This is a genomic window from Polaromonas sp. (assembly GCF_029945925.1).
Taxonomy (GTDB): Bacteria; Pseudomonadota; Gammaproteobacteria; order Burkholderiales; family Burkholderiaceae_C; genus Polaromonas.
Map to the genome: position 1 here is coordinate 109791 of NZ_JAQSDN010000036.1, position 24701 is coordinate 134491.

A 24701-nucleotide genomic window follows, 5' to 3' on the forward strand; every position below is an offset into this window, starting at 1 on the left:
CTGCCAAAGGCCTTGGACAGCGCAGAGGTTTGCCAGCGGCCTGCGCCGGGGCCGCTCTATAGAATCAGCCGCGATGTCCCTCGTCCTGCTCCTCGCCCTTCCCTTTATTGCCAGCGTACTGGCCGCCCTGTTACCCGCCAACGCCCGCAACCGTGAATCGACGCTGGCAGGGCTGGTCGCGCTCGGCTGCGCCTTGCAGGCGGCCTGGCTGTTCCCGCAGCTGGCCGGCGGCAATGTGATCCGGGAGGAAATCGAGTGGGTGCCGGCGCTGGGCCTGAACCTCGTGCTGCGCATGGACGGTTTTGCCTGGCTGTTCTGCATGCTGGTGCTGGGCATCGGTGCGCTGGTCGTGCTGTACGCGCGTTACTACATGTCGGCATCGGACCCGGTACCCCGCTTTTTCTCCTTCTTCCTGGCCTTCATGGGCTCCATGATCGGCGTGGTGTTGTCCGGCAACCTGGTGCAGATGGTGATGTTCTGGGAACTGACCAGCCTGTTTTCTTTCCTGCTCATCGGTTACTGGCACCACCGGCGCGACGCGCGGCGCGGTGCCCGCATGGCGCTGACGGTCACCGGCGCAGGCGGCCTGTGCCTGCTGGCCGGTGTGCTGGTGCTAGGGCGTATCACCGGCACCTACGACCTGGACCTGGTGCTGGCCTCGGGCGACGAGATCCGGGCGCATCCGCTGTACACCATGGTGCTGGTGCTGGTGCTGCTGGGCGCCTTCACCAAAAGTGCGCAGTTCCCGTTTCACTTCTGGTTGCCGCGCGCGATGGCCGCACCAACGCCGGTGTCGGCCTACCTGCACTCGGCCACCATGGTCAAGCTCGGGGTGTTCCTGATGGCACGCCTGTGGCCGGTGCTCTCCGGCACCAGCGAATGGTTCTGGCTGGTCGGCGGCGCCGGCGCCATCACGCTGCTGCTGGGTGGCTTCATCGCCATGTTCCAGCGCGACCTCAAGTCCTTGCTGGCGTATTCGACCATTTCGCACCTCGGACTCATCACCCTGCTGCTGGGGCTGAACAGTCCGCTGGCCGCGGTCGCCGCGGTCTTCCACATCATGAACCATGCGACCTTCAAGGCCTCGCTGTTCATGGCGGCCGGCATCATCGACCACGAAACCGGCACGCGCGACATCCGCAAGCTCAGCGGCCTGATGCGGCTGATGCCCATCACCGGCACGCTCGCGGTGATTGCCAGCGCCTCGATGGCGGGCGTGCCGCTGCTCAACGGCTTTCTGTCCAAGGAAATGTTTTTTGCGGAAACCGTCTACATCCAGTCCACAGGGTGGCTCAACTGGGGCCTGCCCATCATCGCGACCGTGGCGGGCATGTTCAGCGTGGCCTATTCGGCGCGTTTTGTTTTCGACGTGTTTTTCGGTCCGCCCTGCGGACCCGGGGTGCCGCGCACACCGCACGAGCCGCCGCACTGGATGCGTGTGCCGGTGGAGCTGCTGGTGCTGGTCTGCCTGGTTGTGGGTGTGGCACCGCACTGGTCGGTGGGCCCGCTGCTGGACGAAGCAGCCCGGCCGGTGGTTGGCGGCACACTGCCGGCCTACAGCCTCGCGGTCTGGCACGGCTTCAACCTGCCGCTGCTGATGAGTTTTATCGCGATGGCCGGCGGCGCCGCGCTCTACCTGCTGCAGCGCCGCGGCCGCGCGCTTGGCCAACTGGCGCACACACCGCTGCTGCACCGCTTTGACGGCCAGCGCATTTTCGAGAACGTCTTGGCGCGCGTCAGCGAGGCCGGCCGGCGCAGCCGCTACCTGCTGGGCACGCGGCGCCTGCAGTCGCAGTTGCTGCTCCTGCTGGTCATCGCGCTGGCTGGTGCCGCGGCTTCGTTGTGGCTGACGCCTACCGAACGCGGCCAGCGCGAGCTGCTGGCTTTCTCACCGATGTTTGCCATGACCTGGGTCATAGGCGCAGCCTGTGCCGTCGCCGCCGCCTGGCAGGCCAAGTTCCACCGCCTGGCCGCGCTGATGCTGGCCTCGGGCGCCGGCCTGGTGTGCTGCATCACCTACATCTGGTTTTCCGCACCCGACCTGGCGCTGACCCAGCTGCTCGTGGAAACCGTCACCACCGTGCTGCTGCTGCTGGGCCTGCGCTGGCTCCCCATGCGCAACAAGGCGGCCATCCAGCCCATGCGGGCACGCCTGCGGCTGTGGGGCCGGCGCGGGCGCGACCTGGCCATCGCCGTCATGGCCGGCGCCGGCATGGCAGCCCTGTCATGGACGGTGATGACGCGGCGTTTTCCGGAAAGCATTTCCCCCTTCTTTCTCAAGCGCGCGCTCACCGAGGGCGGCGGCACCAATGTGGTCAACGTCATGCTGGTGGACTTCCGCGGCTTTGACACTTTCGGCGAAATCACCGTGCTCGGCGTGGTGGCGCTCACGGTGTACGCGCTGCTGCGCCGCTTCCGGCCCGCGATCGAGTCCATGGCCCTGCCGGTGCAGCAGCGCGCGCAGGTCGACGACGGCAGCAGCGACCTGCTGAACCCGCGCCGCGCGGTGAACACCGCGGTCGGCTACCTGATGGTGCCAGCTGTGCTGGTGCGCCTGCTGCTGCCGGTCTCGGTGCTGGTGTCCGCGTATTTCTTCATGCGCGGCCACAACGCACCGGGCGGCGGTTTTGTCGCCGGCCTGGTGATGTCGATCGCGCTGCTGCTGCAGTACATCGTCTCCGGCACCGATTGGGTGGAAGAACACCTGCGCATCTACCCGCGCCGCTGGATCGCCATCGGCCTGCTGCTTGCGCTGGCCACCGGCGGCGGCGCGGTGGTGCTCGGTTACCCCTTCATGACCACCCACACCGCCCACCTGCACCTGCCGCTGCTCGGCAGCATCGATGTGCCCAGCGCGCTGTTTTTCGACCTGGGCGTGTTTTCTATCGTGCTGGGCTCCACCATGCTGATCCTCACGGCGCTGGCCCACCAGTCGGTGCGCAGCCACCGGTGGGCCGAAGAACAAGCCGAAAAAAGGCGCCCCCCCGTTGCGGACTCACTGCGTGTAGCCGCCTCCCCCCTGCAGGGGGCGACACCTGCGGACCGGCAAAGCCGGGAGCCACCGCTCCCCCCCCCTGCGGGCTCACTTCGTGTAGCCGCCTCCCCCCTGCAGGGGGCGACACCTGCGGACCGGCAAAGCCGGATCCGCGATGTCACTGGCGAAAAAAACACCGATCCGGCGGAGAAGACCTGATGGAAATTGTCCTCGCCCTCGGCATCGGCGTGCTCACCAGCTCGGGCGTCTACCTGCTGCTGCGCCCGCGCACCTTCCAGGTGATCATGGGCCTGATCCTGATCTCTTACGCGGTCAACCTCTTCATCTTCAGCATGGGTCGCCTCAAGGTCGACAGCGAGCCGGTGCTGGTATCGGGCATCGCCGCCACGCTGGCCAACACGGCTGACCCGATGCCGCAATCGCTGACGCTCACAGCCATCGTCATCGGTTTCGCGATGACGGCCCTGTTCCTGGTGGTGATGCTGGCCTCGCGCGGCCTGGCCGGCACCGACCATGTGGACGGCCAGGACGACGCGGCAGATGACACCAGCGTGCATGTGAAGGGAGCGCCGGAATGAGCGAACTCCTGCACTGGCTGGACCGCCTGCTCGAGGCCACCATGCCGCACCTGGTGGCCGTGCCCATTCTGGTTCCCATGCTCACCGCCGCGCTGATGCTGCTGCTGGGTGAACACCGGCGCCGCACCAAGGCAGCGCTGACCGTGGTGTCCGGCCTGATCGGCCTGCTGGCCGCGCTGGCGCTGCTGCGCTGGGTCAATGCGGTGGACACCGGCACCGGGCCCGGTTCCATTGGCGTCTACCTGCCGGGCAACTGGCGCGCGCCCTTCGGCATCGTGCTGGTGGCCGACCGCCTGTCCACGCTGATGGTGGCGCTGACCGGCGTGATCGCCTTCGCCGTGTCGATTTATTCGACCTCGCGCTGGGACCGTGCGGGGGTGCATTTTCACCCGCTGCTGCAGCTGCAGCTCATGGGGCTCAACGGGGCCTTCCTGACCGGCGACCTGTTCAACCTGTTCGTCTTTTTCGAGGTCATGCTGGCGGCCTCCTACGGCCTGCTGCTGCACGGCTCGGGGCGCTTGCGGGTGGGCGCCGGCCTGCACTACATCGCCATCAACCTGGCAGCCTCGTTCCTGTTTCTCGTGGGTGCGGCGCTGCTCTACGGCGTGACCGGCACGCTCAACATGGCCGACCTGGGCCTGCGCATTGCCAACCTCGATGCGGCCGACCGCGGTCTGGTGCATGCGGCCGCGGCCATTCTGGCCACCGCCTTTTTTGCCAAGGCCGGCGCCTGGCCACTGAACTTCTGGCTGGTACCGGCCTATAGCGCGGCGGTGGCGCCCGTCAGTGCGGTCTTTGCGCTGTTGACCAAGCTGGGCATTTACACCGTGCTGCGCCTGTGGACCGTGCTGTTCGCGCCGGACACCGGCGAGTCGGCGCAGTTTGGCCAGGAGGTGCTGCTGGCCATCGGCCTGTCCACGCTGTTTATCAGCGCGCTGGGCATCATCGGCACGCAGCGCCTGTCGCACCTGGCCGGGTACGCCGTGCTGATCTCGGCCGGCACGCTGCTGACCGCCATCGGCCTGGGGCAGCCGGCGGTGTGGGCCGGCGCACTGTATTACCTGCTCAGCTCGACGCTGGCCGCCAGCGCCTTCTTTCTGCTGATCGACATGATCGAACGCTGGCGCAATGCGGGCGCCAGCATCGCCCCCCACGAAAAGGCAGGCAATGCGCCCTTTCTGTCGGAAGACCTGACCGCCATCAACAACGTGAACCTCGACGACGAACAGCAGGCGCTCTACGGCCGTGCCATACCGGCCGGCATTGCCTTCCTCGGCCTGTCTTTCGTGGTCTGCACGCTGCTGCTGGCCGGCCTGCCGCCGCTGTCAGGCTTTGTCGGCAAGTTCGCCATGCTGTCGGCCCTGCTGGACACGCCGGTGATTTCACCGGCGAACTGGAGTTTTCTGGCGCTGCTGCTGCTGTCCGGCTTTCTGACGCTGGTCGCGTTGAGCCGCGCCGGCATCCGCTACTTCTGGACGCAGCCCGTGAGCAGTATGCCGGCCTTGCGCGCCCTCGAGGTCTTGCCGGTCGCCGCGCTGCTGGCCGCCAGCGTCGCCCTGAGCGTCGAGGCCGGCCCGGTCATGCAGCACGCCAACGCAATGGCGCAAAACCTGTTCAGGCCAGCCGCCTACCGCAAGGCCGTGATGGGCGCCCGGCAGGTGCCCAATCCGCCCGCCCTGAAGGTCTCGCCATGATGCGGCGCTGGTTGCCTTCGCCGCCGCTGTCGCTGGCGCTGTTCGTCGTCTGGCTGCTGCTGAACCAGGCCCTCGATGCCGCCACCTTGCTGATGGCAGCGTTTCTTGCCGTGGTCGTGCCGCTGCTGACCCGCAGCCTGCGCCCCGCCACCGTGCGCCTGCGCAAACCCGGCATCGCCCTGCGCCTGGGCGTGCGGGTGATGCGCGACCTGCTGCATTCGGCACTGACGGTCGCCCGGCTGCTGCTGACGCGGCGCACGGCGGACATCGAGGCCCGCTTCGTGGAGATCCCCCTGCAGCTGCGCGACCCCAATGCACTCGCGGTGCTGGCCATGATCTGCTGCCTGACACCCGGCACCGCCTGGGGAGAACTGTCGTTTGACCGGTCCAGGCTGCTGCTGCACGTGTTTGACGTGAAAGACGAGGCGGCTTTCATCACGCTGATCAAGACGCGCTATGAAACCCCGTTGATGGAGATTTTCGAATCATGAGCGACTTTCTTTTCTGGGGGCTCAAACTCGCCCTCTTCCTTCTAGCCGTCGCCATGTTGTGTGCAGTCGCCCGGCTGCTGATCGGCCCGACCGCGCAGGACCGCGTGATGGCGCTGGACTGCCTCTACATCAACGGCATGCTGATGATGCTGGTGCTGGGCATTGTGTACGCCAGCAATGTCTACTTTGAAGCCGCCATGCTGATTGCGCTGTGCGGTTTTGTCGGCTCCACCGTCCTGGCCAAGTTTCTGCTGCGCGGCGAGGTGATCGAGTGAGTACCGCGTTGCCGCTGTGGGCCGAAGTCCTCACCGCCGTGTTCGCCGTTCTCGGTGCCGCCTTTGCGGCCATCGGCTCCTTCGGGCTGGTGCGGCTGCCGACCTTTTTCCGCCGCATCCACACGCCCACCCTGGGCGCGACGGTCGGCGTGTGGTGCATCACCCTGGCGACCATCATCTATTTTTCAATCCAGGGCGGCAGCCTGTTCCTGCACGCCCTGCTGATCACGCTGTTTGTGGCCCTGACGGCGCCCGTCACGACGATCTTCCTGATGCGCGCCGCGCTGTTCCGCGAACGGCAGAAGGGCGGTGCGGTGCCGCCGGCCGCTACGTCGGCCCGGGCGCCGGATCAGGGTAAGCTTTAACTTTATTCACGATCGGGCGCACCATGCATGCAGTCATCGCCATCTGTCTGGGTGCCAGCGCCGGCGCACTGGCCCGCTGGGGCCTGGCGCTGTGGCTGACGCCCGGCGGCCTCATTCCCTGGGGCACGCTGGCCGCCAACCTGATTGGCGGCTACCTGATCGGCATCTGCCTGGCCATTTTCCAGTCCCTGCCGCAACTCGACCCGGTCTGGCGCCTGATGCTGGTGACCGGCTTTCTGGGCGGGCTCACCACTTTTTCATCCTTTTCAGCCGAAGTTGTCACTTTCCTGCTGGAAGAGCGCTACGGCCTGGCGCTGGGCACGGCCGCGCTGCATGTGCTGGGCTCGCTGCTCATGACTGTGATCGGCATCAAAACTGCTCTGTTTTTGATAGCCTCCCGCGCCCAGTAGACAAGGGCCCGTGGCACTTTTCTTGTTTGGCGGCAGCACCAGTGGCCGGTCCGATTTGGACGACTCAAATGGGCATTCATCAAAAAAAGACTACCGCCAGGAACCAGATCGTTCCGATCCATTTCACTCGTGAGGTATGTTGGGGTAATCGCCAAACAGCTGCATACAGAAAAAGGTTGTAGGGTAGCGGCGCAAAGTGCACCAATAAGGCGGCGCTTGGGCTTGCGCCTTGTGCAATCAGCATTAAGGTTGCAAAACTGGCAGTCAGATTGATCAAACTGCCAACTACCAGCATGTCGCGCCAAAACAGCACCGGAAGCGGCACCTCCCCGCGCCAGCGGCTCGCGAAGAACTCCATCAACGAGGGCAGGTTCACGGCCTGTTCCAAGAGGTTGTTGTGATGTGGCAGTTGCGCTGCAAGTGCATCAGCAATGATCTCATCTGGATAGCATCAGCCCACTTTCCACCCTCCAGCACCGGAACCTTCGTCGGGGTGTTGCCACTGGGTTTCAACTGGATGTTAAAAGTTTCGTCTGTACTTCCTGGCGCCATCTCAATATCTGCACCATCAAGTGGGACGAGCATTGTCTGGGGACTCAAGCCAGGGCGTCGTACCTTCACTTCAAGAACGCATCCCGGTTCCAGGGCATAGCGCCGGCGGTATGGGTGATGGGTCTTTTTTCCTACCGCATTCATCGTGATCAAGAGCTGATCCATGCTCATTTCGGATGAGCTGAGCAAGGGGGCGTCTTCAACCGGATATCCATCCGAACAAGCTGCGACTAGAGATATGCAACCGAGCAGTGCAACTGTACGCCAAATGCCACCGAACACTCTACGCGGAAACTCAAAGAGCAAAGCAGATACAACGCCAAACATTGTTAACTGGCAGCTTCTTCACTGTCCCTCGGGGACTTGGCATCTGTACGACTTGCCAATACCTTGTCGATGGTCTTTCCGTCCATATCCACAATCTCCAAGTGCCAACCTTCCCAGGTGACTGTGTCGGCCTCCTTCGGCAGGCGGCCAGTCAATAGCATCAGCATGCCGCTGAGCGTGTGATAACGCCCGCGGTCTTCCTCGGGAACTGCGTCCAGATTCAGGCGATCCTTCAGCTCAGGCACCGGAATATGTCCGTCGAGCAGCCAACTGCCATCGTCACGCTGCACGGCCCAGGATGTCTTGGGATCTCGTGGCCTGAATTCACCGGTAATGGCCTCGATCAGGTCCTGCAGCGTGACAATCCCTTGCACTTCGCCGTATTCATCTATGACAAAGGCCATGTGAACATCCGACGTGCGGAAGTTGTCCAGCAATTCCATGCCCGTAAGCGTTTCCGGTACATAAAGCGGCGTCTGGAGCGGCTGGTGGGTCAAGTCGCGTTTTTCCCCGCGCAATGCCTGCGATAACCATTGGCGAGCGTTGACGATGCCGAGCACGTTGTCCAGTCCATCACGCACCACGGGAAAACGGGCGTGGTCCGATTGCTCGACGCGCGCAAGGTTGTCCTCGAACGAAAGACCGACATCGAGTACAACAACATCCCCGCGCGGCACCATCAGCGAACCGATCTGGCGATCGTCGAGCCTGAAAACGTTGCGTACCATGTTGTGCTCATGCATTTCAATCACGCCGGCAGTGGTGCCTTCGGCCAGCATGGCGTGAATTTCCGCTTCCGTGACAGCACCACCGCTGCTTTCCTTCACCCCCAGAAGCCGGAGCAGGCCCCGTGTGGACATGGAAAGCAACAGTACAAAAGGCTTTGTGCCGATGGCCAGCCAGTTGATCGGGCGCGCTACGAGGCGGGCCAGGGTCTCTGGGTGCGACTGGCCGATGCGTTTGGGCACCAACTCACCGACGACGATGGAGAAGTAGGTGATGACCAGAACCACCAGCCCCGTGGCGCCGTAGGTGCTGTAGGTTGGAGGCACGCCCAGAGACGCCAGCCATAGCGCCAACGGCGCCGCCAGCGCGGCTTCGCCGACGATGCCGTTCAGTACGCCGATGGAAGTGATGCCGATCTGAATAGTGGACAGAAACCGGGTGGGGTCCTCGCCGAGCTTGACCGCCGCGGCAGCGGAGCTGTCTCCCTCATCCACAAGCTTCTGCAGCCGGGCCTTTCGTGCTGTGACAAGTGCGATCTCGGACATGGCGAACAAGCCGTTGAGCAGGATCAGGGCAAAGAGGATGGCGATTTCCATAAAGAGTGTCAGATAGTGAGTAGTGAGTAGTGAGGAGGGGCGTGCGAATTGCCAGTGCTTGGAGGTGCTGTATCGCTCAGAGCGGTTTGAGCAGTCCGCTGTAGAGAAAGGCAAGAACGATCGTTCCCAGAACGACGCGGTAGTACACAAAAGGCATATAGCTGCGGGTAGAGACAAATTTGAGGAACAGCACGATGACGCCGTAGCCGACGACAAACGCCACCAGCGTCGCTAGCGCTGTGGGGCCAGCCGCGATCGGCGTGGTGTGTCCCAGGCTCCGGTAAAGTTGATAAAAACCCGAAGCCAATACTGCGGGAATGGCCAGCAAGAATGAATAACGCGCCGCGGCCTCACGCGTGTAGCCCATCAAAAGCCCCGCCGTGATGGTGCCGCCAGAACGCGAGACGCCGGGGATCAGCGCCATCGCTTGAGCCAGTCCGAACAACAGACCGTGTCCCCAACCCATTTGCGCCAGCCCGCGCTGCTTCGTGCCCACCCGGTCGGCAACGGCGAGAACGGCTGCGAAAGCGATCAACATGGCGGCGGTGATGTAGAGATTGCGCAACGAGCTCTCGATGGCGTCCTTGAACAGCAGGCCGAGAAGGGCGATCGGCAGCGTGCCAATGACGATCAACCAGGCCATGCGCGCGTCTGGATCGCTGTGTTGGCGCGGCTGAGTCAGTGACCTCCACCAGGCTTTCGCCATGCGTGCGATGTCATGCCTGAAGTACAGAAGAACGGCCGCTTCGGTGCCGATCTGGGTTATGGCAGTGAATGCTGCGCCCGGATCACCGCCCGAAGGCAGCAGCGGCCCGATGATACGCAAATGCGCACTTGACGAGATCGGCAGGAACTCCGTCAGTCCCTGCACGATGCCGAGAAGGGCGGCCTCGGCCCACTGTACGGCGGTACTCACAAGACCCGTGCCTTGCGCTCAGCCGGCTCGTTAAGCGTGGTCGGTCTCACTTGAAGTTTGGCGGACGCCGCTCGAGGCTTGAGAAACGCGGGGGTAAGCTCATTCGTCGCGGGACCCGGCGATGCCGAGCAGAGCCAACAATGACTGGAACACGTTGTAAACGCTCAGGTAAACGCCCAGCGTGGCCGTGATGTAGTTCGTCTCCTGCCCGTCCTGCACACGCTTCAGGTCGTACAGGATAAAAGCCGAGAAGATGCCGATGGCCAAGACCGAGAGTGTGATCATCAGGGCGCTGGATTGAATAAAGAAGTTCGCGATGCCGACTACCAGCAACATGATGGCCCCGATGAACAGAAACTTGCCCATCGAACTCAGATCACGCTTGATGATTGAAGACAAGGACGCCATGCCCAGGAAAATGGCACCTGTTCCGGCGAAAGCCGTCATGATCAGGCTTGCCCCGTTGGACAGGCCCAGCACTGAGCCTACCAGGCGCGACAACATCACGCCCATGAAAAAGGTGAACGCCAGCAACACCGGTACCCCAGCCGCCGAGTTCTTGGTCTTCTCGATCGCGAACATGAAGCCAAAGGCTCCGCCCAGAAATACCATCAAGCCGATGCCGGGCGACATGGCGCTGGCAATTCCTGTGCTAACGCCAATCCAGGCCCCCAGGACGGTGGGCACCATCGACAGCGCGAGCAGCCAGTAGGTGTTGCGCAGAACCCGGTTGCGCTCAACGAAGGCAGCCTGATCGACAGATCCGGTGGGGAAGGTGGGGAGGGTTTGATTCATGAGAGTGCTCTCGTTAATTAAGTTAAGAAGGAGGCGGGACGGTTCAGCGGCGTTCAGGAGTTTTCGACTGCATTCCTGGCCGCTTGACGTTTGCTGCGTGCCCGTATGTTCAGTGCCTCGACAGCGAGGGAAAAAGCCATAGCGGCATAGATGCAGCCCTTCGGTACCGCTTGGCTGCCAGGAGCATCACGCCAACAGAAATGACGACCGCAGCGACTATTACGCCAATCTCATCGACCATACCGACTGCAGTGATCACCGAATCGAGCGAGAAGACGATGTCGATCACTGCGATCTGGCCAATGATGACCCAAAACAGCTTTCTGCCTGTCGCTTTGAGTTCCACCGTGTCAGCAACGGGAGCCTGTTCTCGTGCTCCGACTTCCACGAAGATCTCATGCGAGGCTTTGTAGAGCAGGAAAAGCCCTCCGAAGAGCAGTACCAGGTCGCGACCACTGATTCCTTGCCCGGCAACGTTGAAGAGGTCGGCCGTGAGGCCCATCACCCAGCTGAGCGTGAAAAGGAGCAGCAGTCGGGAGATCATTGCGAAACCAAGGCCGAGGCGTCGCGCTTTATCGCCCACCTCCGGCGGCAGCCGGCCGACAAGAATGGAAATGAAGATGATGTTGTCGATGCCCAGAACGATTTCAAGGCAGTCAACATCGCAAAGGCGACCCAGAGATTCGGGTCTAGAAGAAAGTCCATAGCTCAATTTCTGCAGAAGGCGGTTCTGCGGGCGCGATCCCGCGCTGGTTCCTGAAGGGTATGAAGACGCGGAAAGCCCGCGTCAGCGCTCAGCTGAGGGAGCTGGGGAAACGTGGGGGGCGCTGCGGCCCCTCAAGGAAAGGCGGTGATGGCGCCGGAAGATCAAGAGCTGAATAGGCCCCAGCAGTGATATCGGCAGACCCTGCAACGATCACGCTATTGAAAAACTCCGTCACTTCAGGGGGTAAGTCAACCAGAAGCGGATCAGTGTTATCCAAATCAATGTCGCCGCCCATCCCGCTATCCGTTAGCGACAATGCATCGCTGAGGATTTGAGTTTGAGCATGTTTGGCGTGCTGTTGTGTTGCGTCCAATGTGTGTAGGGACGCGACCTGTCCGCCGGACAGTAAAAAGTGTGCGCAAACGAGGAGAACGAACAAGCGACACATATATATGTAAGTGTAGCTTTAATTGGGATTAGTGGACGGGGCGTTTCGGGTAACCGGAAAGCTCACGGGCTTTCCGGCGTCACTCGTGGCTGTGGCCGTGACCGCCATTTCCATGTGAGCCGACCTTGTTGCATCCGGCGAGCGAGGCCAGGAAAAAGACCATCAGAAAGGCGGAGACAACAGTTTTTAGAGTTTTCATGGAGATATTGAGGTGAGAAAATTTCAGAGAGCGTGCATGCAGCGGGCGCCGCGACACAAGTCGCAGCGCCCTGCATTCACATCATTTTTTTGATATCGGTATAGTCACCGCGCGTGCGCAGGATGACCTTGACGTTTGACTTGCCCCGATTGCGCCAGTACCAGCCGTGGTTGCCCGTGAATGCGGCTTCCAGCACGCCTTCATCTGACGCCACCGCGCGGCCTTTCTCGTAGCTGATCGACTTGCCGGGCGCATCACCGTGGGTGTCAAAGTTGACCACGCCGCCCTCGACGACCCACGAATATTGAGCTTTGGCGCCTTGGACCATCTTCAGCTTGATTTCCGTGCCCTCTCCTGGAGTCAGAGTAACGGGCATCTCGTCGCGCCATTCCATCTTGGGCGCGGCAGCCTGAGTCGTCTCCTTCGGGGCAGTTGCCGCCGCCGACCTTGCGAGTGATTCGGCCGCATTGGCTGTAACCACGCCCTGCGTTGCTACGGCTGCCGGTGACTGTGTTGCCGACGTCGCGGTGGCAGCATCGGCTGCGGCCTGTGCCGCCAGCTGTTGCTTGACGTCGCCCATTTCAGTCATGCGCAGGACTCGACCGATACCGGTGGGATCGATGCCGTATTCGGCCGGAAGCACGACGGCAACCAGCAGCACCAGCGCCGAAATGGCGGCCAGGATGGTGGAGCGCAGGAGCTGCCTGGAAGAAGGCAGTTCGGCGCGCAGGGGGGTATCGCTGTTGTACATGTTAAATATTCCTTGGGTGTTCAGGACACGAAGTAGCCGGTGAGCTGCATGCCCACCAGAATGAAGCCCGCGCTCATCATGGCGACGTTGGCGGTGTAGGCGTGGCGGATGAAGCTGGGTGTGCGGCGCCAATAGCTCATGCCGATCAGGATGACCGCCAATGCCAGCAGCTGTCCGATTTCCACTCCCACGTTGAAGGCCAGCAGGTTGGGTAGCAGTCCGTCGGGTGAGATCTCGTACTCCTGGATCTTGGTAGCCAAACCAAAGCCGTGAAACAGGCCAAACACCAAGGTCGCGATCTTGGTGTTGGGCTGGAACCCGAACCATCGCTGGAAGGAACCGATGTTGTCCAGGGCCTTGTAGACGACGGACAGACCGATGATCGCGTCGATCAGGTAGCTGTTGATTCCGACGTTGAAGTAAACGCCCAGGATCATGGTGGTGGAATGACCCAACGCAAACAGGCTCACATAGATGCCGATGTGCTGGATCCGGTAGAGGAAGAAGATCACGCCGAACAGAAACAGGATGTGGTCGTAGCCCGTCATCATGTGTTTGGCGCCCAGGTACATGAAGGGCAGCAGATTGACGCCCGAAATTTCCTGGATATAGCCCTTGTCGCCTGCGGTGACTGCGTGGGCCAAGGCCTCTGTGCCGCCCACGAAAAGACAGATGAAGAATGCCGAAAGAAGCAAGAGACGGGATTGCCAGATCGCCCATGGCGAACGTGGCAGCCTGTCGTGAACATAGCTGTGCATGAAGACTCCGATGGTCTGAAAGAAAGGGAAGCGCTGCGAGGAGCAGCGCGAGGACGGGACGCGTCTCAGCCCATGGGCGGGCGTTCGAGCCGGGACGCCTGAACCATTTCAATCCACGGTCGCACCAGCCCCCACCAACCGGGAAGCTGCGGTGCCGCAGAACTCCAGGCAACGGGCAAGGCGTGGGCTTTGTCGTGCGAGTGATCCGCCCCGTGGTGGGGATGGTCGGCACCTGCGCTCTGATTCTCCATGGCCAATTCGCCGCCTCTGTCCTCGTGCACATGTCCGTGCGACTCGGCCGAGGAGGACGGAGCGACGTGGAGCGCTGCTGCGATGACTGCGAGGCCATGGGAACCCGTGCTCCCAATCGAGGAGATGATCGTCCCGAACAGGATCACCACCAGAACCAGCCATCGCACGCCCAGCGCTGCCCCGTTGGGGCGCAAGGAGCATGAGACAAGCAAGGTCATGGGTGCAATTGAGTTTTAAGGCCAAAGATGGGGATTATAGTAACCCCCCCGGGAGGATAAAATCTGTCATGAAACAACCGCATACACATGCATCCCATCCAGCCATCATCAAGCGCCTTCGCAGAGCCAGTGGGCACTTGAGCAGCACCATGGACATGCTGGAGCAGGGACGAACCTGTCTCGATGTCGCGCAACAGCTGCAGGCGGTGGAGAAAGCGATTCAGCAAGCCAAGAAAGCCCTGATCCAGAGCCATCTGGACCACTGTCTTGAAGATCTCGTGGGCCCTCTGGGTGTCGGCCAGCGCCACTCCCTGGACGAATTCAGGGAAATCACACGCTACCTCTGAGCCACGGGCTCCCACTGCTCCCGAGCGCATCGGCCCCGAGACACAACATGCTTGACATTCTTTTCCACCGCACCTATCGCCATTTGTTTGCCGCTCAGGTGATTGCCTTGATCGGAACCGGGCTGGCCACGGTGGCACTCGGGCTGCTGGCATTCGACCTGGCCGGCGACAACGCGGGCATGGTGCTGGGCACGGCGCTGGCCATCAAGATGATCGCCTACGTTGGCGTGGCTCCGGTTGCAGCGGCATTTGCGGAGCGTCTGCCAAGGCGCACCATGCTGGTCACGCTGGACCTGGTGCGGGCAGGTGTGGCGCTGCTGCTGCCGTTTGTCTCCCAGATCTGGGAGGTGTACGTGCTGATTTTCGTGCTGCAGTCGGCGTCGGCTGCCTTCACGCCCACTTTCCAGGCCACCATTCCCGACGTGTTGCCAGAGGAAAAGGACTACACCAAGGCCTTGTCGCTCTCACGCCTTGCGTACGACATGGAGAGTCTGGTCAGCCCCATGCTGGCTGCTGCGCTGCTTACTGTGATCGGGTTTCACGATCTGTTTGCCGGCACGGTAGTGGGCTTCCTGGCATCGGCAGCGCTGGTGGTGTCGGTGGTGTTGCCTGCGCACCCTGCCCCGCAGCGCCGTGGCATCTACGACCGGACCACGCGCGGGCTGCGCATCTACCTGGCCACGCCCCGGTTGCGCGGGCTGCTGGCCGTCAATGCGGCCGTGGCTGCGGCAGGCTCCATGGTGTTTGTCAACACGGTGGTGATTGTTCAGGCCGGCTTGGGCCTGACCCAGAGCGCGGTGGCCTTGGCGTTGGCCAGTTTCGGCGCCGGCTCCATGGTGGCCGCACTGGTCTTGCCACGCCTGTTGGAGAAACTGACTGATCGCAGTGTGATGCTCGGCGGCATCGGGGTGATGGTCGCGGGCCTGTTTGCGGGAACCTTGGTGAATGGACACGCTTCGCTGATGGTCTTGTGGTTCGTGCTTGGTCTGGGCTACTCCACTGCCCAGACACCCTCCGGGCGCTTGTTGCGGCGATCCTCGAACCCCGAGGATCGCCCTGCGTTGTTTGCCGCACAGTTCGCGCTTTCTCACGCCTGCTGGTTGTTCTTCTATCCCTTGGCCGGCTGGCTCGGTACCCGCTTTGGGATGACAGCGACGTTCGTGATGCTGGGCTGTGCAGGCGCAGTGGCCGTCTGGGTCACCACGATGGTCTGGCCATCTCAGGATCCCGACATCATCGAGCACGAACACCCGGACTTGCCGGCCGGGCACACGCACACCCAGGGTGCTGTCGACAACGGTGATCGGGTGCGTCATGCGCATGCTTTCGTGGTCGATGACCAGCACCCCCACTGGCCCAGCGCGGGTCGCTGACGTCGGAACTTGCGGCCTGCCGGGCCGTTTTTCAGCCCATTCGCCACATCGGACGGTGAAGAGGGAGCGGTTCGCGGCGTTCGCCGGTGCCTGTCCGCTTGCCTGACGGGATAGCCCTCAGTTTCGCGCGCTGGTGGACGAGGCCTTACCGACGCGAACAGGCCAGATAAATAGCCCCACCGCTGCGACACCGGCCACGAGCAGACCGAGGTCGGGTTTGACGTCCAGGAGGAAGGCGGCCTGACCACCCACCAAGGACCAAAGGATGGGCACAGCGAGGACTGCGCGCAGGCGTGCGCCCGACGCGAGCGCGAGCACACCGATCGTGAAGATGGTGGTGGGGCACGGCAGACCAAAGGTGGGCAGTTCAGGATACCCATGCCCTGCCAGCGTGGCCCAGACGGGATAAACGACGAGTGCGAAGGCGAGCAGGGTTACCCCGAGACCCGTACGAACGCTCCTGTCAAAAGCAAACTCGAAGCGGCGGCAGATCACGCCGTGCCAGGCGAACAGAAGACCTCGGGCGATGGACAGCGCGCCGAACCCGTAGGCCACAGGATTGATGCGCGCAAAGAACGCCAGGTGGTAGGCGGCGCCAAGCCAGATCCAGAGCAAAGCCAGAATGGCTGACACTGCCGCGCCGGACCAGGGGCGCCGAAGCGCAATGAAGACGATGGCCAGCACCGCAAGCAGGACGAGAAGAACCTGCGCCGGCCAGACGGTGCTGTTGTACAGCCGGAAGACGCCAAAGAACTGCTCATTGGTGAAGGGCAGCTGCATGGCGGCTCCTGACGGTTAAGGTCGGATTTGACCGGCGCACACGAGGCGAGTGCGCAACGCGCACGGACGCACTTGCGCGTCCGTGTCAAAGGACCTGTTAGGTGGCGGGACTAGAAGTGCTCGCATGTTCCTATGAACGTGTCTTCGTTATCCAGGAACAAAAACGGCTTTCGTGGAGCTTTTTCGAACTCACGAACGACCAACACGTAGACGTTGGAACCAACGCCAGCTCCCTGATCTCGTCTCATCGTGGTCACCACTTTGAAAGAATTCTGGTCTGAACCGATGTCGATCACGACGGGCTTCGTGGTGAACAAGTTCTTGAGAGTGCCAGCCATGATGCCGGTCTGTCGATCGACAGTAAATTCTTTGCCCTCATACAGCTTTTGCCAGTACTCCACCGAAGCCTTTGGAATACCCGGCATGGTGATGCGTTCGATCCGGCACCGATAGTCTGGGGCCGACTGAGGCGCAGCAAGCGCTGGCAGAACAGCCATGAGCATGGCGAAGACGGATTGCAAACGACGTGACATAAGCCACCTAACTTTGATATATCCCGCAAAACCGCAGAATCACATGGCGACCGGCAAAACAAAGTGGCTGAAGCATTTTCGAAAATCTTCATACTTTCGGGAGCTTACCCCAGCGACCGGTGCAAGTGAACAGCGCTATTGAAAACGGCAAAGTCGCCGAGCGCGCACAGATCAGCCCTCCATTCGCTATATTTTTTATAGCTGCTTGCGCCCGCCAGACAAGGGCTGGAAGCTAATTATCCGACTGCCGGAGCGCCAGCCCGGCCACATCCACCGGGCCCACGCTGACCGCGATCATGCGGCACAGGCGGGCCTGATTGTGTCGGTTCGACTGCTTATTGCGGCTCGATCTTCGCGTCGCGAATCGCCTTGGCCCACTTGGCCGTTTCCAGCTTGCTGCGCTGGGCCAGGGCTTCGGGCGTTCCGGGCTCGACCAGGAAGCCGATCGGTGCGAATTTCTCCTGCAGGTCCTTGCTCTGTGCCGCGGCGTTGATGGCCTGGTTCAGTTTGGCAATGATGTCGGGCGGCGTGCCGGCCGGCGCGAACATGGCGAAGTAGGCGATCAGCTCATAGTCCTTCAGGCCCAGGGCTTCGTTGACCGTTGGCAGTTCCGGCACCGCGGGTGAGCGTTTGCTGGAAGTCACCGCCAGGCCGCGGACCTTGCCGCCCTTGACCTGCGGCAGCATGACGGCGAAGTCGGCGGTGAACATCATCACCTGGCCGCCGATGAGGTCGGTCATGGCCGCGGGGCCGCTTTTGTAGGGCACGTTGGTCATCTGGATGCCCGTCATGCCGGCCATCATTTCAGACGACACCAGCTGCGAGGTGCTGGCACTGGCAAAGGTGACATGGCCCGGTTTGGCCTTGGCGAGGTCCACGAATTCACGCAGGTTTTTGGCCGGCACGTCGTTGTTGACGGCCACGATCAGCGGCACCGAACCCATGTAGCCCAGCGGTGCAAAGGCCGTGTCCTGGTCGTAGGGGAGCTTTTTCATCAGGCTCTTGAGCGCAGCGTTGGTGCTGTTGGTTCCGATCAGGAAGGTGTAGCCGTCGGGTGCCGACTTGGCGACAGCATCGGCCCCCAGCATGCCGTTGACGCCGGCCTTGTTCTCGACCACGATGGTCTGCCCCAGCGTCTCCGACATCTTGGCCGCGAAAGCGCGCCCGATCTGGTCCGTGGCACTGCCAGCCGCAAAGGGCACGATGGCCTTGATCGGCTTGTTCGGATACGCCTGGCCGAACGCGGCCAGGGAAAAACTGGCCGCAGCCGCGAAAAGAATCGACTTGTATTTCATGTGGAGATCTCCTGTTAAAAAATTGTTGAATACGTCCGGCAACATGCCTAGCTTATTCGATGACCATACCCAGAATGGCGGAGCTCAGGCACTTGCCATGTGCGTCCAGCGCCAGGGACCGGGTCACGCCCCCGCCCAGCGCGTCGTGCAGCACGAAGTTCAGGGCGCCCAGATGCGGCACCACGTAACGCTCGACCTCGCCCTTGACGGTGTCCGCGTAATACGCACGCACCCGTTCCGCGGTGAGGGCGCGCTCGATCGCCGGGAAGTCCTTGAGGTCGTAGGCAATGACGGAAATGATGGACCGGTTTCCCTTGTCGCCGGTGCGGGTGTGGGCAATGTCGCGCAGCAGCATTTAAATCTCCATCATGGTGACCGAGGTCTGAACCACGTCGCGCGGCACCAGCGTGGACGCCGCGGCGATCACCTCGCGGACCGACTTGGTGACACCGCCGCCCCCGGCCGGCCCGTTGAGGTACATGGCCTCGACCTCATTGGCCACCCGCTCCGCCTCTTTCAGGGTGGCAACACGCAGGGCCACACGCGCCCGGACTTCGTAAGGCGTGTGGCCCACGGACAGGGCCTCGCCATGCATGGCGTTGACCCCGATGAGTTCATAACGGCTGTCGAGCGCATGGATGTCCGACGCCTCCAGCCGCTGCTTCAGGACGTCCAGCGCCAGCCGGCCCCGCGCCTCGGCCCCCAGGCCGGCGTAGGAAATCTGCCCTTCCCCGATGAAGCCGTCGCGGTAACCCACGGTCACCTTCAGCGTCGCCGAGCGCTGGTGGCCCTGGGCGCCGTCGATGCGCACCCGGTCGGGGCCCACCTGGGTCAGCGTGACTTTGGAAAAGTCCGCCACCACATCGGGCTGCAGGTAGCTGGCGGGGTTTTCAACTTCATACAGCAGTTGCGCGGTGCAGGTGGCGGTGGTGACGCAGCCGCCCGAACCGGCCACCTTGGTGAGGATGGCGCTCCCGTCGGCCGACACTTCGGCCAGCGGAAAACCCAGCTTGGCCAGGTCGGGCACATCGCGGTAACCGGGGTCGGCAAAATACCCGCCGGTGACCTGCCCGGCACACTCCAGCAGATGGCCCACCACCGTGCCCTGGCCCATCTTCTGCCAGTCCGCCATGGACCAGTCGAACTCGTGGATGAGCGGCGCAAGAAACAGCGCCGGATCAGCGACACGCCCGGTGATGACCACGTCCGCACCCAGCCGAAGCGCCCGCACCAGCGCCTCGGCGCCGAGATAGGCATTCGCCGACAACACGGCGCTGCCCAGCGACTGCAGCGGCGCGCCGCTTTCCAGCAGGGTCAGGTCCTGGTCATGGAGGCCGGCCAACACGTCGTCGCCCTGAACCACCGCCACCTTCAGGCGGTCCAACCCCAGCTCGCGCGCGATGCGGATGACTTCCTGTCCGGCCGCCTGCGGGTTGGCGGCCCCCATGTTGGTGATGATCTTCACCCCCCGGCCGGCGCAGGCCAGCAGCACCGCCTCCATGCGGTCCCGCAGCAAGGGGTCAAAGCCCAGACGCGCGTCCTTGCTGCGCTCGAGCTGGGCCAGGGCGATGGTGCGCTCGGCCAGGCATTCGAACACCAGGTAGTCGAGGTCCCCTTTTTCTGCCAGTTCCACGGCGGGCGGAATGCGGTCCCCCGAGTAGCCGGCGCCGGCACCGATGCGGATGGTCTTCATGAAGGGGCTTTCACAGGAAACGCGATGTTGAAGCAAGGTGTGACTGGTCACGCCAGACGGACTATGGGGCAAGCTGGGCCGCCTGTGAATTCGAAATTCCGGATGAGACTCAAAGGAAAACCGGATCAATCCGGATCAATCGGCCCGGCGGGCCGGCGCCTCGGGGCGGGCCATCGGCATCCTTGGGTATCATCCGCACGGATGAACCTGTCCACACGTCAACTGCGTGCTTTCCTGGCACTGGCTGACCTGCGCAGCTTCACACGTGCCGCCGGGCAGATGCATTTGTCCCAGCCCGCGTTCAGTTCCCTGATTCGTTCACTCGAAGACACGCTGGCTGCCAGGCTGTTTGACCGGGACACGCGCAACGTCGACCTGACCGCGGCCGGCCGGCGCTTTGAGCGCGCCGCACGCGAGGTGGTCTCGCACTTCGACGATGTCATGGGCGCCGTCTGCCGCGACCTCAGCATCGTGGACCGCGTGGCGGTGGCCGGCATTCCCTCGCTGTGCGCCCGCTTCCTGCCGGTGGTGGTGGCCGACTACCGGCGCAAACACCCGGCCATTGATATCGAGGTGGTCGATGCGCTGCCCCAGCCCTGTGTGGACCTGGTGCGGGAAGGCAAGGTGGACCTGGCCCTGTCCACCATCGACGCGAAAGACGCCGACATCCACAAGGAACTGCTGTGCCTGGACCGCTTCTACGTCGTCTGCAGAAAAGACCACGTGCTCGCCGGCAACGCGGCCATCACGATTGAAGAGCTGGTTCAGCATCCGTTTATCCACTTCACAACGACCACCCGACTGCGCCACCAGATCGACGCGGCCTTGCGGCCGCACAAACCAAACACGGTGCTGGAAGTCGAACGGCTGGAGGCGGTGCGGGGCCTGGTGGAAAGCGGGGTCGGCATCAGCCTGGTGCCCAGCCTGACGCTGTCCCACTTCACCAGCAGCCAGCTCGCCATCAAGCCGCTGGCCGCACCCGGCATCGTGCGCGAGGTGTTTCTGCTGAGGGCACAAGGACGCGCGCCCTCCGCCGCGGCCGATGCCCTGGCCGAACCGATCAGAAAACAGATGCAGTCGCTGCTGCAGCCTGGCAGCCTCGAACTCGATTATGAAAAGCTGGCTGCCCTGGTGCCGGACCTGAACACCAACGGCCGTTCGGGCTGAGCCCGTCGAAGCCTGGTCCGCGCTTGACAAAAAGCCCTTCGACAGGCTCAGGACGAACGGTGTGATGACACAACTGGCGAAAACTTCGCCGCCGCCCCCACTGCCTCTTTCTTGAGCAAGCCCCGCATCACCAGCACTGGCGCGGCATTCGCGAGTTGTTCAGGCTCTTATCCACAGCCTAAGCAACAGAGCGTGGGGGTAACTTGAAGGTGCTCGCCGGGTGCGGGCTTGCACCGCCAGCCTGCGCTGCCGGCCGGATTGACCAGCCGAAATGCTCCTGTTTTGATAGCTGCTTGCGCTTACAGCATAAGGGCTGGAGGCCTTTTTCCTATATAACCAGCCTCGGACGCCAAGTTTCGCGCAACACCAGCCCCTCCCACCGGGGCTTTCCGCGATCAGTCGTGCAAGACAGCCAGAAACTGCCGCAGCTCGGGCGTCTGAGGGCGGTTGAAAATTTCGTCCGGCGTGCCCGCTTCGTGAATCAGCCCCTGGTGCATGAACACCACGCGGTCGCTCACCTTGCGGGCAAAAGCCATTTCGTGGGTGACCAGGATCAGCGTCATGCCTTCGTTGGCCAGCATCTCCACCACCTGTAGCACCTCGCCGACCAGCTCCGGGTCAAGCGCTGACGTGATCTCATCACACAGCAGCACCGTGGGGTCCATGGCCAGCGCACGGGCAATGGCCACGCGCTGCTGCTGCCCGCCCGAAAGTTGATCGGGCATGCGGTCAAACAGGCTGCCCAGTCCCACACGCTCCAGCAGCGCCTGGGCGCGCGTGCGTGCTTCTTCCTTGGGCAGGCCCTTGACCAGCGTCGGCGCCAGCATCACGTTGCGCCCGGCGCTCAGGTGCGGGAAAAGGTTGAAGCTCTGGAAAATCATGCCGACCTGCTGGCGCAGCGCACGCATGGCGTTGGTATCGCCGTGTTGCAGGGCCTGGCCATCGACGGCGAGGCTGCCGCGCTCGAAGGTTTCCAGACCGTTGATGCAGCGCAGCAAGGTGCTCTTGCCCGAGCCGCTCTTGCCGATGATGCAGACCACTTCCTTGCGCCTGACCTGCAGGTCGATGCCCTTGAGCACTTCGGTGGCGCCAAAACTCTTGTGCAGGCCACGGATGTCGACCAGCGCAAACGGGGGGTTGGGTGAGGGTTGGGTCATAAATCAGGCCAGACGGCGGTTTTCCAGCCGCTGGCTCCACCACGACAGCGGGTAACACAGGGCAAAGTACAAAAGGCCCACAAAGGTGTAGGCAAGAAAGGGCTGGTAGGTGGCGTTGGAGATCATCTGGCCGGCCTTGGTCAGCTCGACAAACCCGATGACCGAGGCCAGCGCCGTGCCCTTGATGATCTGCACCAGAAAACCCACCGTGGGCGCAATGGCCACGCGCAGCGCCTGCGGCAAAATCACATGGCGCATCTGCTGCGTGAAGCTCAGCGCCAGGGTGGTGGAGGCTTCCCACTGGCCTTTCGGAATGGCGTTGACACAACCGCGCCAGATTTCGGTCAGGTAGGCACTCGCATACAGGGTCAGGCAAATCGCCGCGGACACCAGCGGCGAGGTGTCCATGCCCAGCAGGGCCAGGCCAAAGTACACCAGAAACAGTTGCATCAGCAGGGGCGTGCCCTGAAAAATCTGCACGTACCAGGCCACCGCCGTGGCCGCGCCACGCACCCTGGCAAACCGCAGCAAAAGCAGGCCCATACCGACCAGCCCACCACCGACAAAGGCAATCAGCGAGAGCGCCACCGTCCAGCGCAGGGCGCCGAGCAAAAAGGTGAAGATGTCCCAGAGAGAAAACTGAACCATGGTGGCTCCCGTTAACGACTGGAAAAGATGAAGCGCGGCCCCACCCAGTACAGCAACTGCCGCACGCCAATCGCCAGCAGCAGATAGACCGCGGTGACGATGATGTAAGCCTCAAAACTGCGAAAAGTCCGGCTGGAAATCAGGTTGGCCGCCTGCGAGAGTTCTTCTGCCGAGATCTGCCCGCATACCGCGGAGCCCAACATCACGATGATGATCTGGCTCACCAGCGCCGGCCAGATGCGCGCCAGTGCCGGCGGCAGCACCACGCGTGAAAAGATCTGCCAGGGCGTCAGCGCCAGGCTCATGGCGGCTTCCAGTTGGCCGCGTGGCGTGGTCTGCAAGCCCGCGCGGACGATCTCGCAGGCATAGGCCCCCAGGTTCAACACCATGGCCAGCACGCTTGCCATTTCCACCGACAGGCGCACACCCAGCGAGGGCAGACCGAAAAATATGAAAAACAGCTGGATGATGAAGGGCGTGTTGCGCATCAGCTCCACATAAGCACCCACCCCCCGTTTCAGAACCGAGCCGCCATGCAGCCGGGCCCAGGCACACGCCGTACCCACCACGACACCGAGCACCGCCGAAACGGCGGTGAGCGCCACCGTCAGGCCCAGCCCACGCAACAGCATGGGCCACTGGGCCAGCACGGTGAGAAAGTTGAATTCAATCATGATGAGTCAGGAATGCTGCCGAAGTGATGGCCCCGCTCCGTTCGGGCTGAGCTTGTCGAAGCCTGTCCTGAGCTTGACGAAGGGCCCTTCGACAGGCTCAGGGCGAACGGATGTTGGGTAAAGGTTTGGAAGCGCTCAACAGCCTTAATCAGGCAACACGCCGGTGCCGCGGCCCAGCCATTTTTGCGAGTACTGCTCCAGCGTACCGTCGGCCTTGGCGGCGCGCAGGATCTCGTTGACCTTGTTCAGCAGCGCGGTTTCGCCCTTGCGCACGCCGATGAAGTTGGGCGAGTCTTTCAGCAGCAGCTTGTATTCGGCCTGCACTTGCGGGTTCTTCTGCACGGCCGCCGCGGCCACGGCGGCGCCGGTGGCCAGCAACTGGGTTTGCTGCGAGATGAAGGCGGCCACGGTGGTGGAATCGTCTTCAAAGCGCTGGATCTTCAGCGTGGGCGGGGCCACCTTCTGCAGCACGTCGTCCTGGATGGTGCCGCGGGTCACGGCAATGCTCTTGCCGGCCAGGTCGTCAAAACTCTTGATGCTCAGCGCCTTGGGGCCGAACACGGCCTGGAAGAACGGGGCGTAGGCCACGGTGAAGTCGATCACTTTCTCGCGCTCGGGGTTCTTGCCCAGGGCCGAGACGATCAGGTCGATCTTCCTGGTCTGCAGATAGGGAATGCGGTTGGGGGTGCTGACCGGCACAAACTCGGCTTTCACGCCCAGCTTGTCGGCGATCAGCTGCGCCGTGGCCACGTCCACGCCGGTGAGTTTGAAGTCCGAGCCCATGTAGCCGTAAGGCGGAAAGTCGGAGGCGACGCCCAGGGCAATCGACTTCTTGGCCAGTACGGCCGAGAGTGATTCATCAGCCGCGTGGGCCGGCGTGGCCACGGCCAGGACGGCGCTGGCAAACAGGCCAGCCAGAGTGGAGAGTGCTTTGAATTTCATGGAGGGGTTCCTGTAAAGATGTTGGGGAGACGACAACCCT

General features: G+C 62.7%; 29 protein-coding genes. 10 read left to right on the plus strand and 19 right to left on the minus strand.

Annotated elements, in window-relative coordinates; all coding sequences use genetic code 11:
* Positions 1-73 precede the first annotated feature (73 nt).
* The 7 genes from PSV40_RS10595 to crcB are packed head-to-tail and all read left to right on the plus strand — an operon-like array spanning position 74 to position 6808.
* On the plus strand, positions 74-3193 hold the full coding sequence (locus tag PSV40_RS10595; protein WP_300537237.1) for a monovalent cation/H+ antiporter subunit A: 3120 nt from the start codon (positions 74-76) through the stop codon (positions 3191-3193).
* Positions 3193-3573, plus strand: coding sequence for a Na+/H+ antiporter subunit C (locus tag PSV40_RS10600; RefSeq protein ID WP_300537239.1), 381 nt, complete (start codon positions 3193-3195; stop codon positions 3571-3573). The genes PSV40_RS10595 and PSV40_RS10600 overlap by 1 nt, the downstream gene beginning before the upstream one ends.
* Complete coding sequence (locus PSV40_RS10605; protein WP_300537241.1) at positions 3570-5267, plus strand: monovalent cation/H+ antiporter subunit D; 1698 nt, start codon at positions 3570-3572, stop codon at positions 5265-5267. The genes PSV40_RS10600 and PSV40_RS10605 overlap by 4 nt, the downstream gene beginning before the upstream one ends.
* Positions 5267-5758 (plus strand): Na+/H+ antiporter subunit E, encoded by a 492-nt coding sequence (locus tag PSV40_RS10610; protein ID WP_300537421.1) that lies wholly within the window; start codon positions 5267-5269, stop codon positions 5756-5758. The genes PSV40_RS10605 and PSV40_RS10610 overlap by 1 nt, the downstream gene beginning before the upstream one ends.
* Entirely contained in the window at positions 5755-6033 is a 279-nt protein-coding gene (locus PSV40_RS10615) for a K+/H+ antiporter subunit F (RefSeq protein WP_300537242.1), read from the plus strand. Before PSV40_RS10610 ends, PSV40_RS10615 begins: the two co-directional genes overlap by 4 nt.
* The gene (mnhG, locus tag PSV40_RS10620) at positions 6030-6398 is read left to right on the plus strand and encodes a monovalent cation/H(+) antiporter subunit G (protein ID WP_300537244.1); all 369 of its coding nucleotides are present in this window, start codon (positions 6030-6032) and stop codon (positions 6396-6398) included. The genes PSV40_RS10615 and mnhG overlap by 4 nt, the downstream gene beginning before the upstream one ends.
* A 23-nt stretch (positions 6399-6421) precedes the next feature.
* Positions 6422-6808, plus strand: a complete 387-nt coding sequence (crcB, locus tag PSV40_RS10625) for a fluoride efflux transporter CrcB (RefSeq protein WP_300537245.1) — start codon at positions 6422-6424, stop codon at positions 6806-6808.
* 79 nt (positions 6809-6887) lie between these two features.
* Here crcB and PSV40_RS10630 read toward each other — a convergent pair whose 3' ends face one another.
* The 10 genes from PSV40_RS10630 to PSV40_RS10675 form a co-directional block, all read right to left on the minus strand.
* Positions 6888-7184, minus strand: coding sequence for a hypothetical protein (locus PSV40_RS10630; protein ID WP_300537247.1), 297 nt, complete (start codon positions 7182-7184; stop codon positions 6888-6890).
* On the minus strand, positions 7181-7525 hold the full coding sequence (locus PSV40_RS10635) for a hypothetical protein (RefSeq protein ID WP_300537248.1): 345 nt from the start codon (positions 7523-7525) through the stop codon (positions 7181-7183). The genes PSV40_RS10630 and PSV40_RS10635 overlap by 4 nt, the downstream gene beginning before the upstream one ends.
* Positions 7526-7689: 164 nt before the next feature.
* Positions 7690-9009 carry a hemolysin family protein gene (locus PSV40_RS10640; protein ID WP_300537250.1) on the minus strand — a complete coding sequence of 440 codons (1320 nt, stop codon included), beginning with the start codon at positions 9007-9009 and terminating at the stop codon, positions 7690-7692.
* Positions 9010-9085: 76 nt separating this feature from the next.
* On the minus strand, positions 9086-9925 hold the full coding sequence (locus tag PSV40_RS10645; RefSeq protein ID WP_300537252.1) for an undecaprenyl-diphosphate phosphatase: 840 nt from the start codon (positions 9923-9925) through the stop codon (positions 9086-9088).
* 99 nt (positions 9926-10024) lie between these two features.
* Positions 10025-10720, minus strand: coding sequence for a Bax inhibitor-1/YccA family protein (locus PSV40_RS10650; protein ID WP_300537254.1), 696 nt, complete (start codon positions 10718-10720; stop codon positions 10025-10027).
* 109 nt (positions 10721-10829) lie between these two features.
* A complete protein-coding gene (locus PSV40_RS10655; RefSeq protein ID WP_366915000.1) occupies positions 10830-11432 on the minus strand; it encodes a TerC family protein in 603 nt (200 codons plus the stop codon).
* 82 nt (positions 11433-11514) lie between these two features.
* Positions 11515-11865 (minus strand): hypothetical protein, encoded by a 351-nt coding sequence (locus tag PSV40_RS10660; RefSeq protein ID WP_300537256.1) that lies wholly within the window; start codon positions 11863-11865, stop codon positions 11515-11517.
* Between the two features lie 284 nt (positions 11866-12149).
* The gene (locus tag PSV40_RS10665; RefSeq protein WP_300537258.1) at positions 12150-12824 is read right to left on the minus strand and encodes a transmembrane anchor protein; all 675 of its coding nucleotides are present in this window, start codon (positions 12822-12824) and stop codon (positions 12150-12152) included.
* 20 nt (positions 12825-12844) lie between these two features.
* Entirely contained in the window at positions 12845-13582 is a 738-nt protein-coding gene (locus tag PSV40_RS10670; protein ID WP_366915001.1) for a HupE/UreJ family protein, read from the minus strand.
* A gap of 65 nt (positions 13583-13647) precedes the next feature.
* On the minus strand, positions 13648-14052 hold the full coding sequence (locus PSV40_RS10675; RefSeq protein ID WP_300537260.1) for a hypothetical protein: 405 nt from the start codon (positions 14050-14052) through the stop codon (positions 13648-13650).
* Positions 14053-14120: 68 nt separating this feature from the next.
* Between PSV40_RS10675 and PSV40_RS10680 the strand changes: the two genes are divergently transcribed.
* Both PSV40_RS10680 and PSV40_RS10685 read left to right on the plus strand, forming a co-directional pair.
* Entirely contained in the window at positions 14121-14399 is a 279-nt protein-coding gene (locus PSV40_RS10680) for a metal-sensing transcriptional repressor (protein WP_096662356.1), read from the plus strand.
* 47 nt (positions 14400-14446) lie between these two features.
* On the plus strand, positions 14447-15772 hold the full coding sequence (locus PSV40_RS10685; protein ID WP_300537263.1) for an MFS transporter: 1326 nt from the start codon (positions 14447-14449) through the stop codon (positions 15770-15772).
* 117 nt (positions 15773-15889) lie between these two features.
* On the opposite strand, the gene PSV40_RS10690 is transcribed toward PSV40_RS10685, so the two are convergent.
* From PSV40_RS10690 to PSV40_RS10710, 5 genes are all read right to left on the minus strand, one after another.
* On the minus strand, positions 15890-16552 hold the full coding sequence (locus tag PSV40_RS10690) for a DUF6064 family protein (protein ID WP_300537265.1): 663 nt from the start codon (positions 16550-16552) through the stop codon (positions 15890-15892).
* Between the two features lie 110 nt (positions 16553-16662).
* Positions 16663-17085: a hypothetical protein gene (locus tag PSV40_RS10695; protein ID WP_300537267.1), complete on the minus strand. Its 423-nt coding sequence runs from the start codon at positions 17083-17085 to the stop codon at positions 16663-16665.
* Positions 17086-17420: 335 nt separating this feature from the next.
* Positions 17421-18380: a tripartite tricarboxylate transporter substrate binding protein gene (locus tag PSV40_RS10700; RefSeq protein WP_300537268.1), complete on the minus strand. Its 960-nt coding sequence runs from the start codon at positions 18378-18380 to the stop codon at positions 17421-17423.
* A 52-nt stretch (positions 18381-18432) separates the two neighbouring features.
* Positions 18433-18735, minus strand: coding sequence for a hypothetical protein (locus tag PSV40_RS10705; RefSeq protein ID WP_300537269.1), 303 nt, complete (start codon positions 18733-18735; stop codon positions 18433-18435).
* Positions 18736-20073, minus strand: a complete 1338-nt coding sequence (locus PSV40_RS10710; protein WP_300537271.1) for an acyclic terpene utilization AtuA family protein — start codon at positions 20071-20073, stop codon at positions 18736-18738.
* A gap of 201 nt (positions 20074-20274) precedes the next feature.
* Between PSV40_RS10710 and PSV40_RS10715 the strand changes: the two genes are divergently transcribed.
* Positions 20275-21240 (plus strand): LysR family transcriptional regulator, encoded by a 966-nt coding sequence (locus PSV40_RS10715; RefSeq protein ID WP_300537273.1) that lies wholly within the window; start codon positions 20275-20277, stop codon positions 21238-21240.
* A gap of 395 nt (positions 21241-21635) precedes the next feature.
* On the opposite strand, the gene PSV40_RS10720 is transcribed toward PSV40_RS10715, so the two are convergent.
* From PSV40_RS10720 to PSV40_RS10735, 4 genes are all read right to left on the minus strand, one after another.
* Positions 21636-22397, minus strand: a complete 762-nt coding sequence (locus PSV40_RS10720; RefSeq protein ID WP_300537275.1) for an amino acid ABC transporter ATP-binding protein — start codon at positions 22395-22397, stop codon at positions 21636-21638.
* Between the two features lie 3 nt (positions 22398-22400).
* Positions 22401-23045: an amino acid ABC transporter permease gene (locus tag PSV40_RS10725; protein ID WP_300537277.1), complete on the minus strand. Its 645-nt coding sequence runs from the start codon at positions 23043-23045 to the stop codon at positions 22401-22403.
* Between the two features lie 11 nt (positions 23046-23056).
* Positions 23057-23719, minus strand: coding sequence for an amino acid ABC transporter permease (locus PSV40_RS10730; RefSeq protein WP_300537278.1), 663 nt, complete (start codon positions 23717-23719; stop codon positions 23057-23059).
* Positions 23720-23863: 144 nt separating this feature from the next.
* Positions 23864-24661 carry a transporter substrate-binding domain-containing protein gene (locus tag PSV40_RS10735; protein ID WP_300537280.1) on the minus strand — a complete coding sequence of 266 codons (798 nt, stop codon included), beginning with the start codon at positions 24659-24661 and terminating at the stop codon, positions 23864-23866.
* Positions 24662-24701 lie beyond the last annotated feature (40 nt).

Coding starts and splice junctions, on each gene's coding strand:
- PSV40_RS10595 (WP_300537237.1), top strand. CDS start 74: ATGTCCCTCGTCCTGCTCCTCGCCCTTCCCTTTATTGCCAGCGTACTG.
- PSV40_RS10600 (WP_300537239.1), top strand. CDS start 3,193: ATGGAAATTGTCCTCGCCCTCGGCATCGGCGTGCTCACCAGCTCGGGC.
- PSV40_RS10605 (WP_300537241.1), top strand. CDS start 3,570: ATGAGCGAACTCCTGCACTGGCTGGACCGCCTGCTCGAGGCCACCATG.
- PSV40_RS10610 (WP_300537421.1), top strand. CDS start 5,267: ATGCGGCGCTGGTTGCCTTCGCCGCCGCTGTCGCTGGCGCTGTTCGTC.
- PSV40_RS10615 (WP_300537242.1), top strand. CDS start 5,755: ATGAGCGACTTTCTTTTCTGGGGGCTCAAACTCGCCCTCTTCCTTCTA.
- crcB (WP_300537245.1), top strand. CDS start 6,422: ATGCATGCAGTCATCGCCATCTGTCTGGGTGCCAGCGCCGGCGCACTG.
- PSV40_RS10635 (WP_300537248.1), bottom strand. CDS start 7,525: ATGGATCAGCTCTTGATCACGATGAATGCGGTAGGAAAAAAGACCCAT.
- PSV40_RS10640 (WP_300537250.1), bottom strand. CDS start 9,009: ATGGAAATCGCCATCCTCTTTGCCCTGATCCTGCTCAACGGCTTGTTC.
- PSV40_RS10650 (WP_300537254.1), bottom strand. CDS start 10,720: ATGAATCAAACCCTCCCCACCTTCCCCACCGGATCTGTCGATCAGGCT.
- PSV40_RS10665 (WP_300537258.1), bottom strand. CDS start 12,824: ATGTACAACAGCGATACCCCCCTGCGCGCCGAACTGCCTTCTTCCAGG.
- PSV40_RS10670 (WP_366915001.1), bottom strand. CDS start 13,582: ATGCACAGCTATGTTCACGACAGGCTGCCACGTTCGCCATGGGCGATC.
- PSV40_RS10675 (WP_300537260.1), bottom strand. CDS start 14,052: ATGACCTTGCTTGTCTCATGCTCCTTGCGCCCCAACGGGGCAGCGCTG.
- PSV40_RS10680 (WP_096662356.1), top strand. CDS start 14,121: ATGAAACAACCGCATACACATGCATCCCATCCAGCCATCATCAAGCGC.
- PSV40_RS10685 (WP_300537263.1), top strand. CDS start 14,447: ATGCTTGACATTCTTTTCCACCGCACCTATCGCCATTTGTTTGCCGCT.
- PSV40_RS10690 (WP_300537265.1), bottom strand. CDS start 16,552: ATGCAGCTGCCCTTCACCAATGAGCAGTTCTTTGGCGTCTTCCGGCTG.
- PSV40_RS10695 (WP_300537267.1), bottom strand. CDS start 17,085: ATGTCACGTCGTTTGCAATCCGTCTTCGCCATGCTCATGGCTGTTCTG.
- PSV40_RS10700 (WP_300537268.1), bottom strand. CDS start 18,380: ATGAAATACAAGTCGATTCTTTTCGCGGCTGCGGCCAGTTTTTCCCTG.
- PSV40_RS10705 (WP_300537269.1), bottom strand. CDS start 18,735: ATGCTGCTGCGCGACATTGCCCACACCCGCACCGGCGACAAGGGAAAC.
- PSV40_RS10710 (WP_300537271.1), bottom strand. CDS start 20,073: ATGAAGACCATCCGCATCGGTGCCGGCGCCGGCTACTCGGGGGACCGC.
- PSV40_RS10715 (WP_300537273.1), top strand. CDS start 20,275: ATGAACCTGTCCACACGTCAACTGCGTGCTTTCCTGGCACTGGCTGAC.
- PSV40_RS10720 (WP_300537275.1), bottom strand. CDS start 22,397: ATGACCCAACCCTCACCCAACCCCCCGTTTGCGCTGGTCGACATCCGT.
- PSV40_RS10725 (WP_300537277.1), bottom strand. CDS start 23,045: ATGGTTCAGTTTTCTCTCTGGGACATCTTCACCTTTTTGCTCGGCGCC.
- PSV40_RS10730 (WP_300537278.1), bottom strand. CDS start 23,719: ATGATTGAATTCAACTTTCTCACCGTGCTGGCCCAGTGGCCCATGCTG.
- PSV40_RS10735 (WP_300537280.1), bottom strand. CDS start 24,661: ATGAAATTCAAAGCACTCTCCACTCTGGCTGGCCTGTTTGCCAGCGCC.